Annotated in this window: 20 protein-coding genes and 1 tRNA gene; 17 read left to right on the top strand and 4 right to left on the bottom strand. The window is 42.5% G+C overall.

The genetic code is table 11. The annotated features are described in order from the left end of the window. Positions 1-234: 234 nt before the first annotated feature. The 3 genes from BDE36_RS11130 (at position 235) to BDE36_RS11120 (ending at position 3837) form a co-directional block, all read left to right on the top strand. Entirely contained in the window at positions 235-903 is a 669-nt protein-coding gene (locus BDE36_RS11130) for a porin family protein (RefSeq protein ID WP_128768748.1), read from the top strand. A 74-nt stretch (positions 904-977) separates the two neighbouring features. After that, positions 978-3299, top strand: a complete 2322-nt coding sequence (locus BDE36_RS11125; protein ID WP_235904241.1) for a patatin-like phospholipase family protein — start codon at positions 978-980, stop codon at positions 3297-3299. A 1-nt stretch (position 3300) separates the two neighbouring features. Next, on the top strand, positions 3301-3837 hold the full coding sequence (locus tag BDE36_RS11120) for a hypothetical protein (RefSeq protein WP_141814896.1): 537 nt from the start codon (positions 3301-3303) through the stop codon (positions 3835-3837). A 21-nt stretch (positions 3838-3858) separates the two neighbouring features. On the opposite strand, the gene tamL is transcribed toward BDE36_RS11120, so the two are convergent. Beyond that, positions 3859-6228: a translocation and assembly module lipoprotein TamL gene (tamL, locus tag BDE36_RS11115; protein ID WP_235833055.1), complete on the bottom strand. Its 2370-nt coding sequence runs from the start codon at positions 6226-6228 to the stop codon at positions 3859-3861. Here tamL and BDE36_RS11110 point away from each other — a divergent pair. The 3 genes from BDE36_RS11110 (at position 6219) to BDE36_RS11100 (ending at position 7577) form a co-directional block, all read left to right on the top strand. After that, positions 6219-6962: a TrmH family RNA methyltransferase gene (locus BDE36_RS11110; protein ID WP_141814895.1), complete on the top strand. Its 744-nt coding sequence runs from the start codon at positions 6219-6221 to the stop codon at positions 6960-6962. The genes tamL and BDE36_RS11110 overlap by 10 nt on opposite strands. A gap of 336 nt (positions 6963-7298) precedes the next feature. Next, positions 7299-7369 (top strand) — tRNA-Cys (locus BDE36_RS11105). A 28-nt stretch (positions 7370-7397) separates the two neighbouring features. Beyond that, entirely contained in the window at positions 7398-7577 is a 180-nt protein-coding gene (locus BDE36_RS11100) for a spore protein (RefSeq protein WP_128768745.1), read from the top strand. Between the two features lie 187 nt (positions 7578-7764). Here BDE36_RS11100 and BDE36_RS11095 read toward each other — a convergent pair whose 3' ends face one another. Further along, the gene (locus tag BDE36_RS11095; protein WP_141814894.1) at positions 7765-8793 is read right to left on the bottom strand and encodes a quinone-dependent dihydroorotate dehydrogenase; all 1029 of its coding nucleotides are present in this window, start codon (positions 8791-8793) and stop codon (positions 7765-7767) included. Between the two features lie 140 nt (positions 8794-8933). On the opposite strand from BDE36_RS11095, the gene mnmC2 reads away from it, so the two are divergent. Beyond that, positions 8934-9635 (top strand): tRNA (5-methylaminomethyl-2-thiouridine)(34)-methyltransferase MnmC2, encoded by a 702-nt coding sequence (gene mnmC2 / locus BDE36_RS11090; RefSeq protein ID WP_202616852.1) that lies wholly within the window; start codon positions 8934-8936, stop codon positions 9633-9635. 42 nt (positions 9636-9677) lie between these two features. Here the strand turns inward: mnmC2 and BDE36_RS11085 are convergent, their stop codons facing one another. Next, complete coding sequence (locus BDE36_RS11085) at positions 9678-10868, bottom strand: BaiN/RdsA family NAD(P)/FAD-dependent oxidoreductase (RefSeq protein ID WP_128769054.1); 1191 nt, start codon at positions 10866-10868, stop codon at positions 9678-9680. Positions 10869-11128: 260 nt separating this feature from the next. Here BDE36_RS11085 and hisG point away from each other — a divergent pair, with 260 nt between their 5' ends. From hisG to BDE36_RS11035, 10 genes are all read left to right on the top strand, one after another. Further along, entirely contained in the window at positions 11129-11980 is an 852-nt protein-coding gene (gene hisG / locus BDE36_RS11080) for an ATP phosphoribosyltransferase (RefSeq protein WP_128768743.1), read from the top strand. Between the two features lie 65 nt (positions 11981-12045). Continuing rightward, a complete protein-coding gene (gene hisD / locus BDE36_RS11075; protein ID WP_141814893.1) occupies positions 12046-13383 on the top strand; it encodes a histidinol dehydrogenase in 1338 nt (445 codons plus the stop codon). A 75-nt stretch (positions 13384-13458) separates the two neighbouring features. After that, positions 13459-14511: a histidinol-phosphate transaminase gene (hisC, locus tag BDE36_RS11070; protein WP_141814892.1), complete on the top strand. Its 1053-nt coding sequence runs from the start codon at positions 13459-13461 to the stop codon at positions 14509-14511. 5 nt (positions 14512-14516) lie between these two features. Continuing rightward, on the top strand, positions 14517-15686 hold the full coding sequence (gene hisB, locus BDE36_RS11065) for a bifunctional histidinol-phosphatase/imidazoleglycerol-phosphate dehydratase HisB (RefSeq protein WP_141814891.1): 1170 nt from the start codon (positions 14517-14519) through the stop codon (positions 15684-15686). Between the two features lie 17 nt (positions 15687-15703). Beyond that, positions 15704-16345 (top strand): imidazole glycerol phosphate synthase subunit HisH, encoded by a 642-nt coding sequence (gene hisH, locus BDE36_RS11060; protein WP_235904242.1) that lies wholly within the window; start codon positions 15704-15706, stop codon positions 16343-16345. Between the two features lie 6 nt (positions 16346-16351). Then, positions 16352-17101: a 1-(5-phosphoribosyl)-5-[(5-phosphoribosylamino)methylideneamino]imidazole-4-carboxamide isomerase gene (locus BDE36_RS11055; protein ID WP_141814890.1), complete on the top strand. Its 750-nt coding sequence runs from the start codon at positions 16352-16354 to the stop codon at positions 17099-17101. 112 nt (positions 17102-17213) lie between these two features. Then, complete coding sequence (gene hisF / locus BDE36_RS11050) at positions 17214-18080, top strand: imidazole glycerol phosphate synthase subunit HisF (protein ID WP_235904243.1); 867 nt, start codon at positions 17214-17216, stop codon at positions 18078-18080. 2 nt (positions 18081-18082) lie between these two features. Next, positions 18083-18595: a GNAT family N-acetyltransferase gene (locus BDE36_RS11045; protein WP_141814889.1), complete on the top strand. Its 513-nt coding sequence runs from the start codon at positions 18083-18085 to the stop codon at positions 18593-18595. Continuing rightward, the gene (hisIE, locus tag BDE36_RS11040; RefSeq protein WP_141814888.1) at positions 18586-19173 is read left to right on the top strand and encodes a bifunctional phosphoribosyl-AMP cyclohydrolase/phosphoribosyl-ATP diphosphatase HisIE; all 588 of its coding nucleotides are present in this window, start codon (positions 18586-18588) and stop codon (positions 19171-19173) included. Before BDE36_RS11045 ends, hisIE begins: the two co-directional genes overlap by 10 nt. A 10-nt stretch (positions 19174-19183) precedes the next feature. After that, positions 19184-20089: a WD40 repeat domain-containing protein gene (locus tag BDE36_RS11035; RefSeq protein WP_141814887.1), complete on the top strand. Its 906-nt coding sequence runs from the start codon at positions 19184-19186 to the stop codon at positions 20087-20089. On the opposite strand, the gene BDE36_RS11030 is transcribed toward BDE36_RS11035, so the two are convergent. Further along, on the bottom strand, positions 20082-20870 hold the full coding sequence (locus BDE36_RS11030) for a C40 family peptidase (protein ID WP_128768734.1): 789 nt from the start codon (positions 20868-20870) through the stop codon (positions 20082-20084). The genes BDE36_RS11035 and BDE36_RS11030 overlap by 8 nt on opposite strands. Positions 20871-20946 lie beyond the last annotated feature (76 nt).

The raw sequence follows: 20946 nt of genomic DNA, 5'->3' as shown, positions 1-20946 counted from the left end.
GTTTCATTTTACGAACAGGAGATGGAGTTCACATCAATTTGTCGCTATCACGACCCCCGATTGTCTGTTTTGGGGGACAAATTGACCTACAAACAAATCATTTAATATAAAGGCCAAAATATTTCGAATAACGTAAAATGCTCTTTCTGAAGCTGTTTTTACTTCTTAGGAATTTTGGTGTGCAAATTGAACGAAGACAGGCAACACACATATTTTAAATTAAAATTGAAAACAATGAAAAAAATAGCTCTACTTGCAGCCGGATTCCTGATAGGAAGTGCTGCTTTTGCTCAAACAAGCTCTGTGTCTCCTGTAAAATGGGGATTAAAAGCAGGTGTTAGCCTACCCAAATACCATTTCACCGATACAGATGGTGATGATTTGGAATCAGAAGCAAATACCAATTTCCATGTTACTGGTTATGCTGATATACCCGTTTCAAACGGATTTAGTTTTCAGCCAGGTATCTCCCTGCAAGGAAAGGGAGGCAAACAGACTTATAATGCGCTGAATGGCGAAGTAAAAGACAACTCGCTCTACATCGAGATTCCGGTGAACCTTGTTGGTAAGTTACCATTAGGCGCAACGGGCACCAACCTTTATCTGGGAGCAGGTCCCTACGCCGCCTTTGCTGTGTCGGGCGAACGGAAAGTGTCAGGTAATCTCGGTGAGGCGTTTGCCGAGGGCACCCGTGATCTTTCCTATGGCGATGATGCGAGCGAAAACGATTTAAAACGTGGTGACTTTGGTGTAAACTTTATTGGAGGTATCCAATTGAACAGCGGATTTAATGTTGGCGCCGGTTATGGCCTTGGATTATCCGACCTGCGTCCGGGAGGTGAAGGAGGAAACGGAAAAGTAACAAACCGTGTCCTGTCGTTCTCTGTCGGTTATTCTTTTTAATAGCTCATATCTCACTGCTGAAAAAAGTTCCGTCCTCTTAAGGGCGGAACTTTTTTTATTGGTACTTTTATCAGGTGAATTTTTTGAAGTTCAGGCTGCTGTTTTTTTTACTTTTTTTCTGTGTAAATATAACCGAGGCACAGAATGTTGGACTGGTTTTCAGTGGTGGAGGAGCCAAAGGATTAGCTCACATTGGCGTATTGAAAGCGCTTGAAGAAAACAATATTCCGGTTGACTTTATTACCGGAACGTCTATGGGCGGAGTAGTAGGGAGTTTATACGCTGCCGGTTACTCTCCCTCTGAGATTGAATATCTGGCACTAAGTACAGATTTTCAAAACTGGATCAATGGAAGATTTGAGAGTAGTTACAAGCATTACTTCAAAAAGAAACCCGATAACCCATCGGTAGTATCTATAAAACTTCAAATTGACACAGGTCTTCATGCAAAATTCGGATCAAGTATCATAAGCGATATTCCTTTGAACTTTGCTTTATTTGAACTCCTGTCGCAGGCGTCTGCTAACGCAAAAAACAATTTTGACAGTCTTTTCGTACCCTTCCGTTGTGTGGTGTCAGATGTACTTTCCGAAAAAACAATCGTGGTAAACGAGGGTAGCCTTGTAGAGGCGGTAAGAGGCACTTTGGCGGTTCCTTTTATATACAGGCCAGTCAAGGTGAATGACAAATACGTATTTGACGGAGGGCTCTACAACAATTTCCCGGTAGACGTTATGAAAAAAGATTTTAAGCCCGACTTTATCATTGGGACGAACGTATCATCTAAAATCTTCAATGAGTATCCAAAAGATATAGATGAAAAGCTTATTGATCATTTTCTGCTATACATGTTCCTCTCAAAAACCGACTCTACAACAATTGGTAAGAATGGCGTTTATATTCAGCCAGATATCACAGGCTATACCAGTTCTAATTTTTCGCCCGTGAAAGAGTTAATAAAAAGAGGCTATGACGCAACAATGGCCGAGATGCCAGCTATAAAGATGGCAGTGGAAAGAAGAGTTACTCCGGCGGAATTAAAAGCAAGCAGAGAGGCCTTCCATAAGAAAAGAGATCCCCTGCAATTTAATTCGATTAAAATAACAGGCATAAACTCCCAGCAAAAAAAGTATATACGGAAACTATTCGGACAAAGTAAGAAGCGTCTTGACCTGCATGATGTAAGAGAGGGATACTATCGTGTAGTGGCAGACGATAACTTCGGAACCGTTTATCCTAAAATGGTGTACCAGCAGGAAACTGACTCTTATAACTTCGAAATGCAGGCACGGCCGGAAAGAAATTTTAAGGTTGACCTGGGCGCTTTCATTTCAACAAGGCCAATCAGTAACACCTATGTGGGTCTGCAGTACAATTATCTCAGACGAAAATCCTACACTATCGGCACTAATTTCTATTTTGGCAGATTCTACGAATCGGCGCAAGCTACCACACGAATTGATTTTCCAACCGCACTACCATTCTATATTGAAGGTGAGTTCACGTATAATCATTGGAATTATCTGAACTCAAGCAAAATTTTCATATCCAATGTTAATCCAATTTATATTGAACAGTCAGACCGTAAAGCTGTACTTAAGACTGGAATCCCATTATCCCATAACGGGAAACTGGAGATCCAGAGCGGCTATATAAACTTTGAAGATAATTACAGCCCCAACAATACCTTTACAACAGGCGACATCCTCGACCACACAAGTTTCGATGCTTTTACTGCAGGTTTTAGTCTGGAAAGAAATACTTTAAACAGAAAGCAGTATGCCAGCAGAGGCCTTAATTTCGTATTAAATGGTTCATTTTATTCGGGTTCTGAGCATTATAACCCCGGCAATACATTCAGGGATGAACCTGAATTTGATAATCTCGGGCCTGAAAAGCACCATCGCGAATGGTTCCGGTTAAAAATAAGTAACGAGCAATATGTTTTTTCTAAGGAGATTTATTCTCTGGGTTATCTTTTCGAAACGGTTGTCAGCAATAAGCCTCATTTCAGTAACTATAAGTCTACTGTTCTCAGTGCACCTGCTTTTTTCCCATTACAGGATTCGAAGTCACTTTACCTGGAACGATTCAGAGCCAATTCCTATACGGCACTTGGGATAAAGAATGTCTTTTCGTTTAATAAAAATTTAGATTTGCGGCTGGAAGCTTATATTTTCCAGCCTATCGAGCCATTCGGAAAAAAAAATCTGCAATCCACCACCTACAAAGGTATCTTTGCTGAACGTTCGTTTGCTATGACAGCAGGGATCGTTTATCATTCACCTGTGGGTCCGGTAAGTCTGAGTTTCAATCATTACGACGATGATCAGAAGCGGTATGGCGTAATGTTTCACATAGGATACGCATTATACAATAAACGTTGTTTAGAATAATATGAAAACAGTATTATATTTTTTCTCCATAGTGATTCTTCTTCAGGGAAATGCGCTGGCACAAAGCGATTCTTTAAATAACTTTATCGTAAAAGAGAATCTTCTTAAAAATGACAAGCTTGCTATAATAGCGGCTGACGAAAGCGAAAAACCGTTGGAAGGAGTAAATGGCACTTTCCTGTTCAGCATCAACGGATTTAAACAGGAACTTAAATTTAATAACGGAATTGCAGTTGCACCACAACAGATTGAGAAGTCGACATTTGTATATTTAAAACATAGGAATGATAATGGAACACACGCCAAGCTCTATTACGTTGTAAAAAAAGAAAGCGGGCTTAACCCCATGAAGATAAACTGGATGATGCTGGTACTTATACCGCTGATACTCGTGATTCTTGCAAGTGTATTCCGAAAGTTCATCGTCTTCGCCGTCATCATTTTAGTTGTATTCCTGCTTTTCAATTCCAATAAAGGGCTCGGCTTACCCACTATATTTGAGACGATTTTTGACGGTATAAAGTCGGCTTTTAGTTAACACGTATCGCCCATGCGGAGCCTAAAATGGCATCCCAATACCAAAATTATATTGAAGGAAACGGTATCGGTCGGGGGCATTTGTCCTCGAGTACTCGTCTTTAAAGGCGTCGCGTTCGTCTCTATTGAAAAGGTGTTTTATGACCCACTGTTTCGATCCCGTAAATTGCGGGTCCTTAATTTTTGCTCCCACATCTAAACGAAAAACAAAATATTGCAAATCAAACCTCAATCCCGCACCGGCACCTAAAGCCAGCTGATTGAGGAACTTATCAAAGTAAAATTCTCCACCGCCAACGTCTTTATTTTCCCTTAAGCGCCATACATTTCCAAAATCGGTAAATGCAGCTCCTTTCAGCTTCGAGCCTATGAAGTTATTCATTATCTTGAAACGATATTCTATATTGCCTTCCAGCTTAATCTCTCCATATTGATCAAGGTAGGTAAAGTTCTTCCTTGTTTCTTCGTCTTTCAGACTTGCCCGGTTGTAATTACCAGGTCCGAGAGAACGGGCCTGCCATGCTCTTACTCCCGCTGATCCACCAGCATAAAAGTTTCGCTCAAAAGGTATTTCGTCTGTATTTCCATATGGATACACTACCCCTGGATTTAGTCTGACCACCAACTGCCGCTCTCCCCTGAAATACTTATAGTAGCGCAAATCGATTTCAGTCTTCGCGTACTGAAGATAAGGTAGTCCCATAAAAGTCCTTGAACCGGTGCTGTCCCTATGAAACTTAAAGATGTTAGTAAAAAGCCCCAGTGTGTTTCCGCCTATATCAGCAAGGCCTCTGAAATAAAAGAAATCGCCGTAGGTGTTTAGTTTGTTAGCATTGTAAGTAAAGGTATACATACTTCCAATGTTAAAATATCGCCGGTCGTTAGTCCTTATATAGGCTTCGTACCCCAGCGCACGGATTGAATCGCGGAAAGCAGGATCGAGCATCCCATCCCGGTATTCGATGTTTACCGGCGTCAAACTATGAAGTTTATTCTTGTCCTGAAGCCAGTCGTATGTTATTGAATTAATAAAAAGCCGGTTTCTGAATGCCCCCGGCTGATCAAACACCTGCATACTACTTGAAAAAGTAGTATGGGGAATTCCCGTCCCGATTTTCGATGGGATATTAAACGGCACCAGCAAACGGGGAATAATTAAATTAACTCCTATCTGAAAATCACGGTTAAAAACATTTCCAAGAAGCTTTCGCCCCTCGCGGGAGTCGAACAGGATGCCATAGCGCAATTTAACATCCAGTTGTTCTGCACCACCAAATAGATTTCTGTTGGTGTATGTATTCGCAATATTGAAACCATTCCGCCCTGAATTGAAAGTATACTCCCCTTCCACACGGTTACTCATCCTCTTAAGTGGCGTTGCATCTATATGAACGTTCAAACTGCTGCTGTCGGGATCTTTTTCATAGTCAATCTTTATGCTGCGGAACACATTTAGTTCGTACAACCGGTCGTACGTCAAATTCTCACGCGAGGCATTGTACCGTTCACCATATCTGAAAAAAATATACCGGGAAAGCGGTTTAAACCTGAACCGGTGTGAGTAATCTCTGAAGTAGAGGCTTGAATCAACAATACCACTGTCGGGGGTAATATTCCTCGTTCTTCCGTTGCTGTTTTTTATTTCGACCGTAGTTTCATTGTTTATAAAATACACAGGATGAGCTGATTTACCGGGAGGATTGTAAATCTGAAACTTAAGATCTACCCTGCCCGAATAAAGAGTACTGTCCAGGTTGATGTGAATGTATTGCTTTAAAAAATCGTAATATCCATTTTCCTTCATAAGATTATAGGTGCTATTAATCTCATTCATTGCCGAATCAATATCATAGCGGTTACCACTTCTGATCTTCGTGAACGATGGCCGGTGCTTTTCATAGAGCTTCCTGACGGCGGTATCCGGAATTTCATAGGTAAAATTGCGGATGCTAAATGCGGGGCCTTGTTCTGCCGTGAAGGTGATGTACGCCTTCTTATTCTTCACTCTGATATCACTCTTAACATCGGCATTAAAAAAACCTTTATAAACCAGGAATTTCTCGATCTCACGACGTGATATATCAACGAGGGAGCTATCCAGCAAATGCGGCGCTTCGCCAATATTCCTTACACGCCCTGTACGGTACTTCCCGTTGCTTGTATTAAGCATGTTATACAGAGCCAGATTAAACCAGGAGTTAGGCCTTATCTCCTGTTGGACGTATAATGAAGCGCTTTCTTTAAGGTCGTTGTCTATCCCCTTTAGCTTTACCTTTTTAACTAAAGCCTGATCTTCATTCAGGTAGCGGGTAGCCGAACATCCACCCAATATAACTGTTAAAAACAGTATACTTGCAGCAAAGAAAATACGAAAGGTATAATATGCTTTCAAAGTCTCAAGTCAGTTTTGTAAATGCATTACATCATAAAAAGCATAGAAAAGAACAAGGTCTTTTCATTGCCGAAGGTATCAAATCAATAACTGAATTTCTTCAATCAGATTATTCAGTCGATACAATTTTTTGTATTCCTGATGCCACACCAAAGTTGAGCAAATTCTCACAGAAAATAAAACTGTTTGAAACAGGCTCTGCTGAGTTAAAAAAAATCAGCGCTTTAACCACCCCCCAGGATGCAATAGCGCTTATCCGGATTCCAGAGAAAACCAATATTCATCCTGAAAGTTTTAAAAACAGGTTTACTATCGTATTGGATGGAGTACAGGACCCCGGCAACCTTGGAACAATTATCCGCACTGCCGACTGGTTTGGATTTGGGGAAATTATCTGTTCGATCGATACTGTTGAAGCTTATAATCCTAAAGTGGTACAGGCCACGATGGGTTCACTATCCCGCATCAGGGTGCATTATACAGATCTGGAAACATTGTTAGGCGATGCACCGGTACCGGTTTTTGGCGCCATGCTCGATGGCCAATCTGTATATGAGGCTAATTTAGGAAATGAAGGCTTTCTGGTACTGGGGAATGAAGGCAAAGGAATATCGGAAAAAGTTACCAGTAAGATTGGTCGAAGGATAACGATTCCTAGCTTTGGCAAGGCTGAATCGTTGAACGTGGCCATCTCGGCAGCCATTTTGTGCTCTGAACTTCGCCGGCGACTCTGAATACACGCTCCGCTTCGCATCCGCTCCTAAAATGGTTCTGAGTGGTAAGGCACCACTTAGCGACCATGTTTTGTCTTCCTCCTGTGCTTCCTCGAGAAAAAACCGAAAAAGCACGGGAGCGAGCGGCAAGGTGCGTCGAAGAGAGACACACCCGGTTCAGACTAGTGTGCGATGTGTAATTCTAATAAAGCTTTATATTTAGAACGAATCGATGTGGTGTCCACCGCTGCCCTGACTTCAATAGGGTAGCCTGGCCGGCTTAAATACGATTTCCTCATTTTTTAACAACTAATTGCCATATTGAAAATAATTACTATTTTTGCACTCCTTCAACAGGGTCGGATGGCCGAGTGGCTAGGCAGAGGTCTGCAAAACCTTCTACAGCGGTTCGAATCCGCTTCCGACCTCACGGGATAAAATATTAAAAAGAAAACCATGGGAGTTACACGTTTAAAAAGAAAAGACAGAAGAAACAAAACGGTTTCACGCCTGCAAGTCCAGTTCCTTAAAATCGGCAGGAATATTGAAACCGGAAGCCGCTCGAAAGAATCTGCAGATAGCCAGGTTGTAAAGAACAATGCGGTTCTTGCACAGATTGAAGCACAGTCAAAATAAGAAGCTGCGCTGGTATAGTCAGAGCAACTGATATTCGAAATACAAAGAGGGTCCTTAACGGTTCCTCTTTTTTTTTGAGGAGATAAATGGTCCAGTAACAACCATGCTTTATACAATAGAACATAATGGATACAATCCCTCGCCAACTACCAATATGAGCAAACACTCAGGATCCTCATTCTGCTCACTACCTCCTTGCCAATAGACCCTTGTTTATTTTCTTCACTATCGCAGGTCCCTCATATATAAAGCCAGTATAGATCTGAACAAGAGAGGCCCCTGCGTCGAGCTTTTCAATGGCATCCGCGGTAGAATGAATCCCTCCTACTCCTATTATCGGAAAAGCATGACCCGACTTCTCGGCCAGGTATCTTATAACCTCAGTCGATCGCCTGGTAAGAGGCCTGCCACTCAGTCCTCCGGTCTCCGATGTTAATTTTCTGTCAGAAACAAGTCCATCTCTCCCAATGGTGGTATTGGTCGCAATAATTCCCGCAATACCAGTCTCCCTCACAATTTCTATAATATCGTCTAATTGATCATTCGTAAGATCGGGAGCGATTTTCAGTAGCACCGGTCTGGAAATACCGTTCTTTGAATTCCTTTGCTGTAATGCATTCAGGATATTTTTCAAGGGCTCCTTCTCCTGTAACTCTCTTAAGCCGGGAGTGTTTGGGGAACTTACGTTCACAACGAAATAATCGACCACGTCAAAAAGAGCGTCGAAGCATTTTATATAGTCGTTTACAGCTTCTTCATTGGGGGTAATCTTGTTTTTACCGATGTTTCCTCCGATAATAACTCCGTCGCGCTTAAGATGTCGTAAATGACCGGCAGCAACTTCAGCTCCCTGATTGTTAAAGCCCATGCGGTTAATCAGCCCGGCATCCTTAGGGAGACGAAACATACGGGGCATATCATTACCGGGTTGCGGTAATGGAGTAACTGTCCCTATTTCAATAAATCCAAAGCCAAAATTAGACAGCTCTTTAACGTAGGCTGCATTTTTGTCGAATCCAGCACCTAATCCAACCGGATTCTTAAACTTCAGTCCAAACACTTCCCTTTCGAGACGCGGATCGTTTACATGAAAAGCTTTCTTTTGAATGCCGGCAACACCGGGAATTCTGTTTACTGCTTTTAAAACGCCGGTAACGAAATGATGGATATCTTCAGGAGCAAAGCGGAAAAGAACAGGTTTTATGAGCTGGTACATGAAGGCGAAAATACGGCAGTTTTGTCAAATTGCGTTGACGTTTTTTCAATTAATTGACTGACATCAATTTACGCCCTTTGCAAAACACGAAGTACCTCCTTTAAGCAGGAACTATTACCTTTGACGCTGAATTGAAAATCATGGAAAACGACCTCACTCATAATACGAATCACCTGTCAGTTGTAAAAACAGCCGACGGTTCCAATACGCTGTTCAATACCCTTGTTGGAGAACATTACCATTCTAAACATGGAGCGCTCCAGGAAAGCAGACACGTGTTCCTTGAGTCGGGACTGAAGTTCTTTCTGGAAAAAGAAAAAAAGAAAGAAGTAAGCGTTCTTGAAGTCGGCTTTGGAACGGGACTCAACTTTCTGATTACCGCACAGTACTGCACCACGAATCAGGTGCAATTGCACTATACTGGTATTGAAGCAAACCCGCTAAAACAGGAGCTTCTTTCTGAAACCGGCTACAACGACTACATTCCAGCTGAACTGTGGAGCTGCTTTAACGCTCTTTACCCGGCCTCACTAAGCGAAATTGTTTCATTGACTGATTACTGTAAGCTGGAGGTAGCTGCCTGTGAGCTCTCTGCATTTCATACTATCCACAAGTATGACGTACTGTATTTTGATGCCTTTGCAGCTGTACATCAACCGGAGATGTGGACGACTGCAGCATTGGAGGCCTGCACCCGATACCTGAAACCGGGAGGTGTTTTTGTGACCTATGCCATAACGGGTAATCTTAAGCGAGCAATGAAGTCGCTCAACTTCAGCATTGAAAAAGCCCCTGGAGCTCCGGGAAAACGGGAAATGCTGCGGGCTGTAAAGAACGGGTAAAGCGGCTTCGGGCCGCCGGAATCAAGCCCTTGAAGTACTCTGTCAGATGTTATTTGCGATTACGTAACCTGAAGCCCATGCCCATTGAAAATTATAGCCACCAAGCCAGCCTGTCACGTCAACACATTCGCCGCCAAAAAACAGTCCCGGCACTTTCTTAGCCTCCAGCGTCTTAGAAGAAAGTTCTTCTGTAGCTACTCCCCCTCTCATTACTTCTGCCCTGTCGTACCCCTTATCTCCGGCAGGCTTCACTTTAAACTGATGAATGAACCGTTCTGCCTGCTGAATATCAATTTTGCTTAAAGAGGCTATATTCTTGTCGACCGGAAGGTATTTACCAAAAGATTCTGCGACCTTCTTTGTGTACAAGCCGGAAAGGAACGTCAGAAAAAGTTTCTTCCCATTCTGGCGACGTTCTTCCTCCAGAAGCTCTGCAATATTTTGCCCGGGCAACAGATCGATTGTGATCCATTCTCCGGGATGCCAGTAAGAAGAGATCTGCAGGATAGCGGGTCCGCTTAGGCCCCAGTGCGTAAACAAAATATTTTCTTCGAAGCTGATCTGTTCATTGCTCACCCGACAAAATATGCTATTTCCGGAAAGGTTCGCAAACCAGTCGGCTTCTTTACCTGTAACAGTAAGCGGCACAAGAGCCGGCGCCGTTGCTGCGATACGTAAGCCAAACTGGCGGGCAACTTTTAATCCGAAGTCGGTAGCTCCCATCTTCTGAACAGGCAGCCCCCCACTTGCTACGACGAGACGTTTCGTTTCAACAACTGAGCTCTTTCCATTTCTCTCGTAGGCAATGGAGAAGCTTCCATCTTCGGTGAGTTGCACAAGCTTTACGTCGGCGTCGCAGCGAATTTCCTGACCAAGATCATTGCAGAGACCGGTGAATACATTCACTATGTCTTTTGCACTGTTAGTTTCAGGAAATAACTGCCCGAGTGTCTTTTCCTTACCGTATATACCATAAGTTTCAAAGAAGCTGATCGTGTCGTTCACTGTCCATTGCGAGAAGGCCGACTTGCAGAAATGAGCATTTTCAGAAATGAAGTTAAGAGCAGAGTTATTAAGATTAGTATAATTACACCTGCCACCTCCGGAAATCAGGATTTTCGCACCAGGCTTATTGTTCTTTTCGAGAATAAGTACTTTCTTCCCTAAAAACCCCGCCTGCACGGCACACATTAAGCCACAGGCGCCGGCACCAATAATAATCGCATCGAACATTTGTTTAAACTCAGTGATCAGGCAGCAAAGGTATGCAAAGATTGGAGATTCTTTTACCATACAAAGTTTTGATATTTAGTTGTGATTTGTATATTTGCGTTCCCGGTTTTAATCAGGAGTACCATAAATGACAGATTCATTCACATACCATCACCATCTGCATCATCGCCATTGAGGCGATATCATGATTTGTATGGTTTCTATGTGAAACTGATTTTATTGGACTATTATTCTCTTACACTGATTAAATAAAACACGAATTGAAAACACTCAAAATCGCTATCCAGAAATCGGGTAGATTAAATGAAAAATCTGTAGAACTTCTTAAGAACTGTGGCTTAAGCTTCGAAAATTATAAAAGCTCCCTTATCTCTCCTGTATCCAATTTCCCTTTAGAAATACTCTTTCTTCGCGATGATGATATACCTGAATATGTTCAGGACGGCATTGCGGACCTCGGTATTGTTGGTGAAAATGTGATCAATGAAACCGAAGTTGAGGTGGCGTACCTTCAAAAGCTGGGATTTGGAAAGTGTTCACTGAAACTTGCTATTCCAAATAAGGGCGGTATTGAAGCATTGGCAGATCTTAACGGCAAATCTATAGCAACGTCCTACCCTGTTATTCTTAGGAAATTCCTGGAACAAAACGGTGTGGCTGCCGAGATAAGAACGATATCGGGATCTGTCGAAATATCTCCGGGACTGGGTTTAAGCGATGCAATATGCGACCTTGTATCTACAGGGGGGACATTAAAGAGCAATGGCCTAATCCCTTTTGCAGATGTAATGCATTCTGAAGCGGTTCTAATCGGCCGTAAGGGAATCGAAGAAGACCCTCTGACAATTGAACTAATACAGCGTGTTCAGTCGGTTCTGAGAGCAAAAGAGACCAAGTATGTGGTTCTTAATATTGAACAGAAAAATCTCGGTGCCATCGAATCCCTGCTTCCCGGAATTAAAAGTCCGACGGTAGTACCGCTGGCAGAAGAAGGCTGGGTAGCTGTACATACAGTTATTCCCGAAAAAGATTTCTGGAGCAAAATCAGCCAGCTCAAAGCTGCAGGTGCGCAAGGCATTGTTGTAATGCCGATAGAGAAGATTATACTTTAGTCCTCATTTTAATGGCAGCCTTTCTGCCATAATGTATTAACAGAAGGAATACCGACTGAAGAAACATGGAAGAAACGACAAATTCGACTACACAGGGTGTTAACAATACCATAGACTTTAAGGATATCTATGTATATAGTGATTTAACGACGATTGATATTGCTAACCTTGTTATAAGAAATCCCGACGCCGATAACAGCATCAGCTCAAGTGTAGAAACAATCATCGCCGATGTAAAACATCGTGGCGATCAGGCGCTGCTTGAGCTTTCAGAACGGTTTGACGGAGTGAAGCTTACAGATATAAAGCTGGGTAAAGATGACATTGCAACCATTGCCTCTTCTATTTCTGAAGATGAAAAAAATGCCATAGACATCGCTTACAGGAATATCTGGAAATTCCACGAAAGTCAGCTGCATGCCGAGGGTAAAGTAGAAACGATGCCTGGGGTAACGTGCTGGAGGGAAGTAAGAGCGATAGAAAAAGTGGGCTTGTATATTCCAGGAGGTTCTGCAGTGCTGCCAAGCACATTCCTTATGCTTGGTATACCAGCTAAGATTGCAGGCTGCAGCGAAATCGTTGTATGTTCACCACCGCAAAAGGGCGGTCTGATCAATTGTTATCTTGCTTACGTAGCATCGTTACTTGGCATCGAAGCGATATATCTGTGCGGCGGCGCGCAGGCTGTTGCCGCAATGGCCTATGGCAGCGAAAGCATTCCGAAAGTCGACAAGATATTCGGACCCGGAAATCAGTATGTAACGAGAGCAAAAACAATCATTCAGTCGACGTCACTTACCGCCATTGACATGCCGGCGGGTCCGTCGGAAGTGCTTGTGATAGCCGACGAAACCTGTAACCCTGCTTACGTTGCTGCCGATCTTTTGGCACAGGCCGAGCATGGCGCTGATTCGCAGGCTGTACTTGTTGCTACATCAGATGTGGTTATAAAACGATCCATTGAAGAATTAAAAAAACAGATTGAGGTATTGCCAAGAAAAGATATAGCAGCAAAAGCTATTCGAAACTCTTACGTCATTTTAGCAAAAGATATTGAGGAAGCAATGGAGTTCAGCAATGTTTACGCTCCTGAGCACCTTATTCTGGCAACTGATCATTGGGATAAACTTATACCGAAAGTAAACAACGCAGGTTCGGTATTTCTAGGTAATCTTACTCCCGAGAGTGCCGGAGATTATGCTTCAGGAACTAATCACACGTTGCCTACAAGCGCTTATGCACGATCATACTCCGGCGTTTCCCTTGACTCATTTGTTAAGAAAATCACCTTTCAGCATCTGTCTGCAGAAGGGATCAGAAACATCGGCACAGCGGTTGAAACGCTTGCTGAGCTGGAAGGCCTTCATGCACATAAAAATGCGATGACCCTGAGAAAGGGCTGATAATAAAAGGGTGAAAGAACGGTAAGAAAAGATTCTATGTTCTATTGCCAGGGCTAATGGCTAATAATTTATAAAATGAAATTTGATTTAAACAACATACTGAGAACGAACATAAAAAACCTGGTTCCGTACTCATCTGCCAGAGACGAGTTTCAGGGAGAAGCATCGGTATTCCTTGATGCTAACGAGAACAGCTTTGGATCACCCCTGGATACACCATATAACCGTTACCCCGACCCTCTTCAATACGTGGTAAAAAAACGGCTGAGTGAAATAAAGGGAGTCCCGCCGCAGAATATTTTTCTGGGAAATGGCAGCGATGAAGCTATAGATATCCTGTTCAGGGCCTTCTGCCGCCCGGGAATTGACAATGTAATCACCCTCCCTCCTACATATGGAATGTATGAGGTGTCGGCCAACATCAACGATGTTGCTGTAAAGAAAGTTCCTCTAACAGTAAATTACCAGCTAAATCTTGAAGGCATTGCAGAGGCTATAGATCCAAATACAAAAATTATCTTTATCTGCTCGCCCAATAACCCCACGGCGAATTCCCTTTACAGGGAAGATATTGAAACCGTACTTGCGAACTTCCAGGGACTGGTAGTTATCGATGAAGCTTACATCAATTACTCTAAACAAAAAACGTTCATCCAGGAACTCACAGAATACAGCAATCTGGTCATTCTGCAAACACTTTCCAAAGCCTGGGGTCTTGCCGGGCTGAGAATAGGAATGGCTTTTGCAAGCGAAGAAATTATTGGTGTTTTCAACAAGGTGAAACCTCCTTATAATATCAATCAGGCATCTCAGGAACTCGCACTTGATGCTTTAAATAATGTTGAGAAGGTAAACGAGTGGATTCGTGAAACTATTCAACAACGGGAGACGCTTTCGGCCCAACTCATGCTGATGCCATTTGTTGAAAAGATCTATCCTTCGGATGCCAATTTTATATTGGTAAAAACAACAAATGCAAGGGCTATATATGAGTTCCTTGTTCAGCATGGTATTATTGTGCGTGACCGTTCAAAAGTGATCCTGTGCGAAGGATGTCTCCGCATTACCATTGGCACGCCGGAAGAGAATACGATATTATCAGAAACCCTTAAAAAATTTCAGGACTGATTAAAATGACAAACAACCTGGACACAAGCGTTAACACCAAAAAGAAGGTATTATTCATCGACCGCGACGGAACGATGATTCTGGAGCCGGATGATTATCAGGTAGACTCGTTCAGCAAGCTCCAATTCTATCCTGAGTGTTTTAAATACCTGTCAAAAATATCTGAAGAGCTAAATTACGACCTGGTAATGGTAACGAACCAGGATGGATTAGGGACGAGTTCACATCCTGAAGAAAATTTCTGGCCTGTACACAACTTCATTATAAAATCCTTTGAAAACGAAGGTGTTTATTTCAAGGAAGTACTAATTGACCGGACGTTCCCACACGAAAATGCCCCTACCCGGAAACCGGGGACTGCACTCTTATTACACTACCTCGACACAACGAAATACGACATGGCTGATTCCTATGTCATAGGCGACCGGATCACTGATGTAGTGCTTGCCAGGAACCTGGGAGCCAAGGCTATATGGCTTAAGCAGGATATAACACTTGGAGCTGACGAAATAGAGGAGAAAGCGGCGGAACTGGGAACCTGCCTGGCATTGGAAACAACATCGTGGAAGGATATCTACGAATTCCTCAAGGCAGGGAAAAGAGAAATAGAACACAGACGCACCACCAAAGAGACTGACATCTATATAAAAGTCAATCTTGACGGCAAGGGAAACGCAAAAATTTCTACCGGCCTACATTTTTTTGATCATATGCTCGAACAAATTGCACGGCACGGAAGTATAGATTTGGAAATCGTTGCAAAGGGAGACCTTCATATTGATGAACATCATACTATTGAAGACACAGGTATAACCCTTGGCGAAGCTATTGCCAAAGCATTGGGAGACAAACGTGGAATTGAGCGATATGGGTTCTGCCTTCCGATGGACGACTGTCTTGCCCAGGTGGCGATTGACTTTGGCGGGAGAAACTGGATCGTGTGGGACGCGGAATTTAAACGGGAAAAGGTTGGAGAGATGCCTACAGAGATGTTCTTTCACTTTTTCAAGTCGTTTAGCGATGCAGCGAAGTGCAACTTGAATATTAAAGCCGAAGGCGACAATGAGCATCATAAAATAGAAGCTATCTTTAAGGTGTTTGCCAAGACAATAAAAATGGCGGTTAAACGCGACGTAAATAACATGCAGTTACCCAGTACAAAGGGTTTGTTATAGTTATAAGAACGAAACAGATGACTGAAGACAACAACGAACAGATGACTCCTGCAAGCGGAAATACTAGTACCATAGGAATTATCAGTTATGGTGCAGGCAACATTTTTTCGTTGACGGCCGCGCTGGAAAGACAGAACATTCAATATGGAATGATTTATTCGCCGGACGACTTTGAGAAGTACGATCGTTATATCATTCCTGGCGTTGGTCACGCAGGCGCAGCAATGGAAAAACTAACAGAAAGCGGCATGGTTGAAAAAATAAAATCAACAACCCGTCCTGTACTCGGCATCTGTGTAGGAATGCAGCTGCTCACTCAATTTTCTGAAGAAGGGATGGCTGATCTTCTTAATATTGCTCCTGTTAAAACACTTCACTTTACAGAGGATCTGAAAATTAAAGTTCCGCATACAGGATGGAATAAAGTTTGCTTGCAATTTGAGAATGAATTATTTAAGCATATTCAGAATGGAACTTACTTTTATTTTGTACATTCCTATTTTATTGAATTTAATTCTACATTTACACTCGCTTTTTCAGAGTACGGCTTGAAATTTTCTGCTGCGTTGAAAAAAAACAATTTTTACGGTGTTCAGTTTCATCCTGAGAAATCCGGTGAAGCTGGAGAACTGATACTTAAAAACTTTTCAGAACTATAGAAACATATGTACATCATCCCGGCAATTGATATTCTGGACAAAAAAGTTGTCCGTTTACGTGAAGGAAACTACGAGCAGGCTACATTTTACGATGTAACATTGGAAGAAATGATAGAGAAGTACCAGTCAAATGGTACCGAATTTGTCCATATAATCGATTTAAACGGCGCGAAAGGCGACTTTAGTAATCAGGAATACCTTTTTGATATTATTCACAAAACCGACATGAAAGTTCAGTATGGCGGCGGTGTTCGTAGTATAGAAATGGTTAAAGAATTGATTGCCGCAGGCATACACCGGGTAATCGTAGGAACTCAGGCAATTACCAACCCGGATTTTCTCACGCAACTAAGCAAGGCGGTGTGCGGCAAAGAACAGTGCTCGGACCAGGTTGTAGTAGCTATCGACGTTTTAGATGAAGTCATTAAATATTCGGGCTGGATGGAAAGCTCCCCAATAAGACTAATGGACTACGTGGATTCCTGCCTGAACCTCGGCTTCTTCAGATTTCTTTGCACCGACATTAATAAAGATGGAAAACTTGCCGGCGCGGGTCTAGACTTATATAAAAAGTTAATGGAACATTCTCCCTTTATTAAGTTGATAGCTTCAGGAGGGATTAGCTCAATGGATGATATAAAGGCGTTACAGGAAATTAAAGTTGAAGCGTGTGTTGTAGGGAAAGCCATCTATGAAGGTCATATCACGATAGAGGAAATTCAGGACTGGAACCTCAAATCGCTGATCTCGTTTTAGACGAGTTGTAAGTTATAAGTATAAACCGTGAATTTTAAAACGGTAACTTAACACGTAATAAAGTAAATTCTTTTGCTAAAGTAAATTGATGAGCTTCAATAAGCGGTCAATTATGAAAGAAATTAATACTAAACATATGACCGCGAGTCCGCGAACTTTAAACAGCGACAAACTGGAGGCTTCGCAAGTCGATCTTGTTGAGAGCCTACCCACTGGTGGTGGCGGACTTGCAAAAAGGATTATTCCATGTCTGGACGTTAAAGATGGCCGCACCGTTAAAGGAGTCAACTTTGTTGATTTAAGGGACGCCGGAGATCCGGTGGAACTTGCCTGGCAATATTCGCAACAGGGGGCCGACGAACTCGTCTTTCTCGATATTACAGCTACGCACGAACGGCGCAAAACAATGGCGGAGCTGGTAAAAGCGGTTGCGCGTCAGATTAATATTCCATTTACTATCGGAGGAGGCATCAATGAAATAACAGACGCCGATATACTCCTCAATTCGGGCGCTGATAAGATCTCTATTAACTCAGCAGCTGTTCGAAACCCGGGGTTAGTGAACGAACTTGCTGCCGCATTTGGAAAGCAGTTCGTTGTTGTTGCGGTAGATACAAAATCGGTAAATGGAAAAAATCTTGTACATCTTAATGGCGGCAGAATACCCACAGGTATCGAAACCGAACAATGGATAAAAGAAGTAGAAGATCGCGGCGCCGGAGAGATCCTTCTTACATCCATGGATCACGATGGAACTAAAGGCGGCTTTGACAATATTTTGCTTAAAAAGATCAACTACTCGCTGTCCATTCCGTTGATTGCATCCGGAGGTGCTGGAAACGTTCAGCATTTTATTGACGTATTTCAGCAAACAAACGTAGATGCGGCGCTGGCGGCTTCGGTATTTCATTATGGAGAGATCCTGATTCCGAACCTAAAGGCCAAGCTGAAGCAACAAAACATTGAAGCAAGGATTTAAGGATGCTATTAAATCTGGAAACCTCACGACTGATAATGAGGCCGATGCAATTGTCGGATGCCGCAGAGATGGTCGCTCTTAATAGAGACCCCGATGTTATTCGCTTTACAGGAGACAGAGCCTTCGCTGATATAACAGAAGCAGAAAAGCTTATTTTAAATTATGATCAATATGACCGGTACAACATGGGAAGGCTAAACATGTTCCTTAAGTCAACCGGCGACTATATTGGATGGTGCGGCTTGAAATATCATCCCGATACCAACGAAACCGACGTTGGCTATAGGCTGAAAAAATGTTATTGGGGACAGGGGTATGCTACTGAATCGGCACGTGCTAGTTTGGCGTTCGGATTTAGTGTTCTTCATTTGGAAGAGATTATTGGACATGCGGCAAAGGAAAACACGGCATCAATTAATGTACTGAAAAAAATAGGGTTAAAATACGTGAGGGACATCGATTTAGACAACGAACCCTGCGTTCTCTATAAAATTATAAAAAAAGAATGGAAATAGACTTTAATAAAGGAGATGGACTGGTTCCGGTGGTTATTCAGGATGAACAGACTCTCGAAGTGCTTATGCTTGGGTACATGAATGATGAAGCTTTTCAGAAAACCAGCCAGGAAGGCAAGGTAACGTTCTTCTCGCGCACGAAGAACCGGTTATGGACAAAAGGTGAGGAAAGCGGCAACTATCTTAATGTAAAGAGTATTCATATAGACTGCGACAATGATACACTGCTTGTCAAAGTAAATCCTGTCGGCCCAACTTGTCATACCGGATCCAGAAGCTGCTTCTCTACTGATCTGAATCAGAACTTTCTGTTTAAACTGGAGCAGATTATTGCCGACCGGTATGAAAACCCTCTGGAAGGCTCATATGTTAATAGTCTGCATAAAAAAGGCATTAACAGGATAGCACAAAAGGTGGGCGAAGAAGGTGTGGAAACCGTGGTGGCGGCGCTGAATCAAACGGAAGAGGATTTGATTAACGAATCATCCGACCTGTTTTTCCACCTGTTGGTACTTTTGAGAGAAAAGAATATTAGCCTGAAGACTATCGCTGAAAATCTGGAAAACAGGCATAAGTAGCGGGAATACTATGGAAATAAAACGTATTGCGGCGCTTTCAGGGCATCAGAATCCCATATATACTATAGAATCTTCTCCGGAGACCGGCTATTTCTACACCGCCGGAAACGACAAAGGAGTTGTACAATGGAGTTTCGATGATCCCGGACATGTCAAAGTGCTGATGCCTGTAAAGACATCCGTTTACTCCTTGCTGATATCTCCTGATCATTTATGGCTTGCTGCTGGAGAACGAAGCGGACAAGTTAGCCTTTACAGCTTCGAAGAAAACAAAGTTATTGCGGTGCTCAATAACCATCGGCTTCCGGTGTTTGCCTTGTCTTTTGTACACCGAAAAAACGAATTATTGGCTGCATCAGAAGACGGAACCGTTTCTGTTATTAACCTTAATACTACCGAACTGATTTATCGGTTTAAGATCTCCGACGACACAATACGTTGTATGGCCATAAGTCCCGACGAGAGTATGGTCGCTTTCGGCTGCAAAGATAACACCATCAGAATATTTAATGTTACGGACTATTCCCTGTTAAAGGAGCTGCACCTTCATACTATGCCGGTAACAAGTCTTGCATTTTCTCCTGATGGTGAACTCCTCCTGTCAGGAGGGCGCGATGCTAAACTGAATGTATGGGGCGTAAAAGATTTTGAACTTAAGGACAGTATTACAGCTCATATGTTCGCCATCTATGACATTAAGTTTAATCCAAGCGGAACTTATTTCGCAACCGCCAGTCAGGATAAAAGCATCAAAATATGGAGTGCTGACAGCTTCCGGCTACTTAAAATCATAAGCAGGGAAAAAGGGATAGAAGCGCATTCCCATTCGGTCAATAAGTTAAACTGGAATACAAAAGATGGTTCACTTATTTCGGTTAGCGACGATCGGATGATTATGAGGTGGGAGATTAAATAAATCTTTTAATTATGCGCAACTTATGAGTGTGTCGCTGAAGATCCGAGCTATAAATACCTTGATCGTCTATTGAATCTATTTTAACATGGCCTGATGCGTGAATGATCTCGTTCTCACCGAGCATGATGCCAACATGTATAATCCGGCCCTCATCATTATCAAAAAAAGCGAGGTCGCCTGCTTTCGATTCCTGAAGAAAATTCACAGCCTTACCTTGTTCTGCCTGTTGCCAGGCATCCCGTTTGAGTGTAATACCTAACATTTTAAATACCATTTGGGTGAAACCGGAACAATCGATACCGAAAAGAGACTTGCCCCCCCATAAATAGGGTGCCTGAAGAAAAAACCTTGCATATGAAGCAACATGCTCTGCAAAATGGTCTTTTACAGCGAAGAGAGGTAAAGTAACAAACCGATATTCCTCGGTATTCAGATAAAAGCTATTTTCATTAAGCGGGGGAATACTACTGCCTGCCAAAAGATACAGCAACTCGCTTGTTGCAACTTTCATAAGCGGCTGATAAACGGCACAACCCAGAATACGTGACCGCTCTGAATACGTTTCATATTGTTCCGCTGATATGCTAATGTATTGCTTAATATCAATCCAACCAGCGTACTTGTCAAAAGCTGTAAGAATCAGGGCCCAGTTACCTGCGCGTTCCAGAACTTCAAAGCAATCGCCGAACAATACATAGGAAGTTATTTCACTTTTATCTGAAGACTCTGCCCTTACCGGAACGAGAGATAAATGGCATACGCCAAACTGGGAATCTGTCATAATATTTAATACAAATATCAAAAAATTCGTAATTAAAACTTAACCATAGTATTAAGTGTTTTAACTATATAAAAAA

The sequence above is a fragment of the Arcticibacter tournemirensis genome (assembly GCF_006716645.1).
GTDB lineage: Bacteria > Bacteroidota > Bacteroidia > Sphingobacteriales > Sphingobacteriaceae > Arcticibacter > Arcticibacter tournemirensis.
This window is presented reverse-complemented; position numbering and strand designations above follow the sequence as displayed.

Excerpts from the sequence above, each read along its gene's own strand:
- BDE36_RS11110 (WP_141814895.1), top strand. The coding sequence starts at position 6,219 with ATGCTTTCAAAGTCTCAAGTCAGTTTTGTAAATGCATTACATCATAAA.
- BDE36_RS11085 (WP_128769054.1), bottom strand. The coding sequence starts at position 10,868 with ATGTTCGATGCGATTATTATTGGTGCCGGCGCCTGTGGCTTAATGTGT.
- BDE36_RS11130 (WP_128768748.1), top strand. The coding sequence starts at position 235 with ATGAAAAAAATAGCTCTACTTGCAGCCGGATTCCTGATAGGAAGTGCT.
- BDE36_RS11030 (WP_128768734.1), bottom strand. The coding sequence starts at position 20,870 with ATGACAGATTCCCAGTTTGGCGTATGCCATTTATCTCTCGTTCCGGTA.
- hisD (WP_141814893.1), top strand. The coding sequence starts at position 12,046 with ATGGAAGAAACGACAAATTCGACTACACAGGGTGTTAACAATACCATA.
- hisH (WP_235904242.1), top strand. The coding sequence starts at position 15,704 with ATGACTGAAGACAACAACGAACAGATGACTCCTGCAAGCGGAAATACT.
- hisC (WP_141814892.1), top strand. The coding sequence starts at position 13,459 with ATGAAATTTGATTTAAACAACATACTGAGAACGAACATAAAAAACCTG.
- BDE36_RS11095 (WP_141814894.1), bottom strand. The coding sequence starts at position 8,793 with ATGTACCAGCTCATAAAACCTGTTCTTTTCCGCTTTGCTCCTGAAGAT.
- hisB (WP_141814891.1), top strand. The coding sequence starts at position 14,517 with ATGACAAACAACCTGGACACAAGCGTTAACACCAAAAAGAAGGTATTA.
- mnmC2 (WP_202616852.1), top strand. The coding sequence starts at position 8,934 with ATGGAAAACGACCTCACTCATAATACGAATCACCTGTCAGTTGTAAAA.
- BDE36_RS11055 (WP_141814890.1), top strand. The coding sequence starts at position 16,352 with ATGTACATCATCCCGGCAATTGATATTCTGGACAAAAAAGTTGTCCGT.
- hisIE (WP_141814888.1), top strand. The coding sequence starts at position 18,586 with ATGGAAATAGACTTTAATAAAGGAGATGGACTGGTTCCGGTGGTTATT.
- BDE36_RS11035 (WP_141814887.1), top strand. The coding sequence starts at position 19,184 with ATGGAAATAAAACGTATTGCGGCGCTTTCAGGGCATCAGAATCCCATA.
- BDE36_RS11120 (WP_141814896.1), top strand. The coding sequence starts at position 3,301 with ATGAAAACAGTATTATATTTTTTCTCCATAGTGATTCTTCTTCAGGGA.
- hisF (WP_235904243.1), top strand. The coding sequence starts at position 17,214 with ATGAAAGAAATTAATACTAAACATATGACCGCGAGTCCGCGAACTTTA.
- BDE36_RS11100 (WP_128768745.1), top strand. The coding sequence starts at position 7,398 with ATGGGAGTTACACGTTTAAAAAGAAAAGACAGAAGAAACAAAACGGTT.
- BDE36_RS11045 (WP_141814889.1), top strand. The coding sequence starts at position 18,083 with ATGCTATTAAATCTGGAAACCTCACGACTGATAATGAGGCCGATGCAA.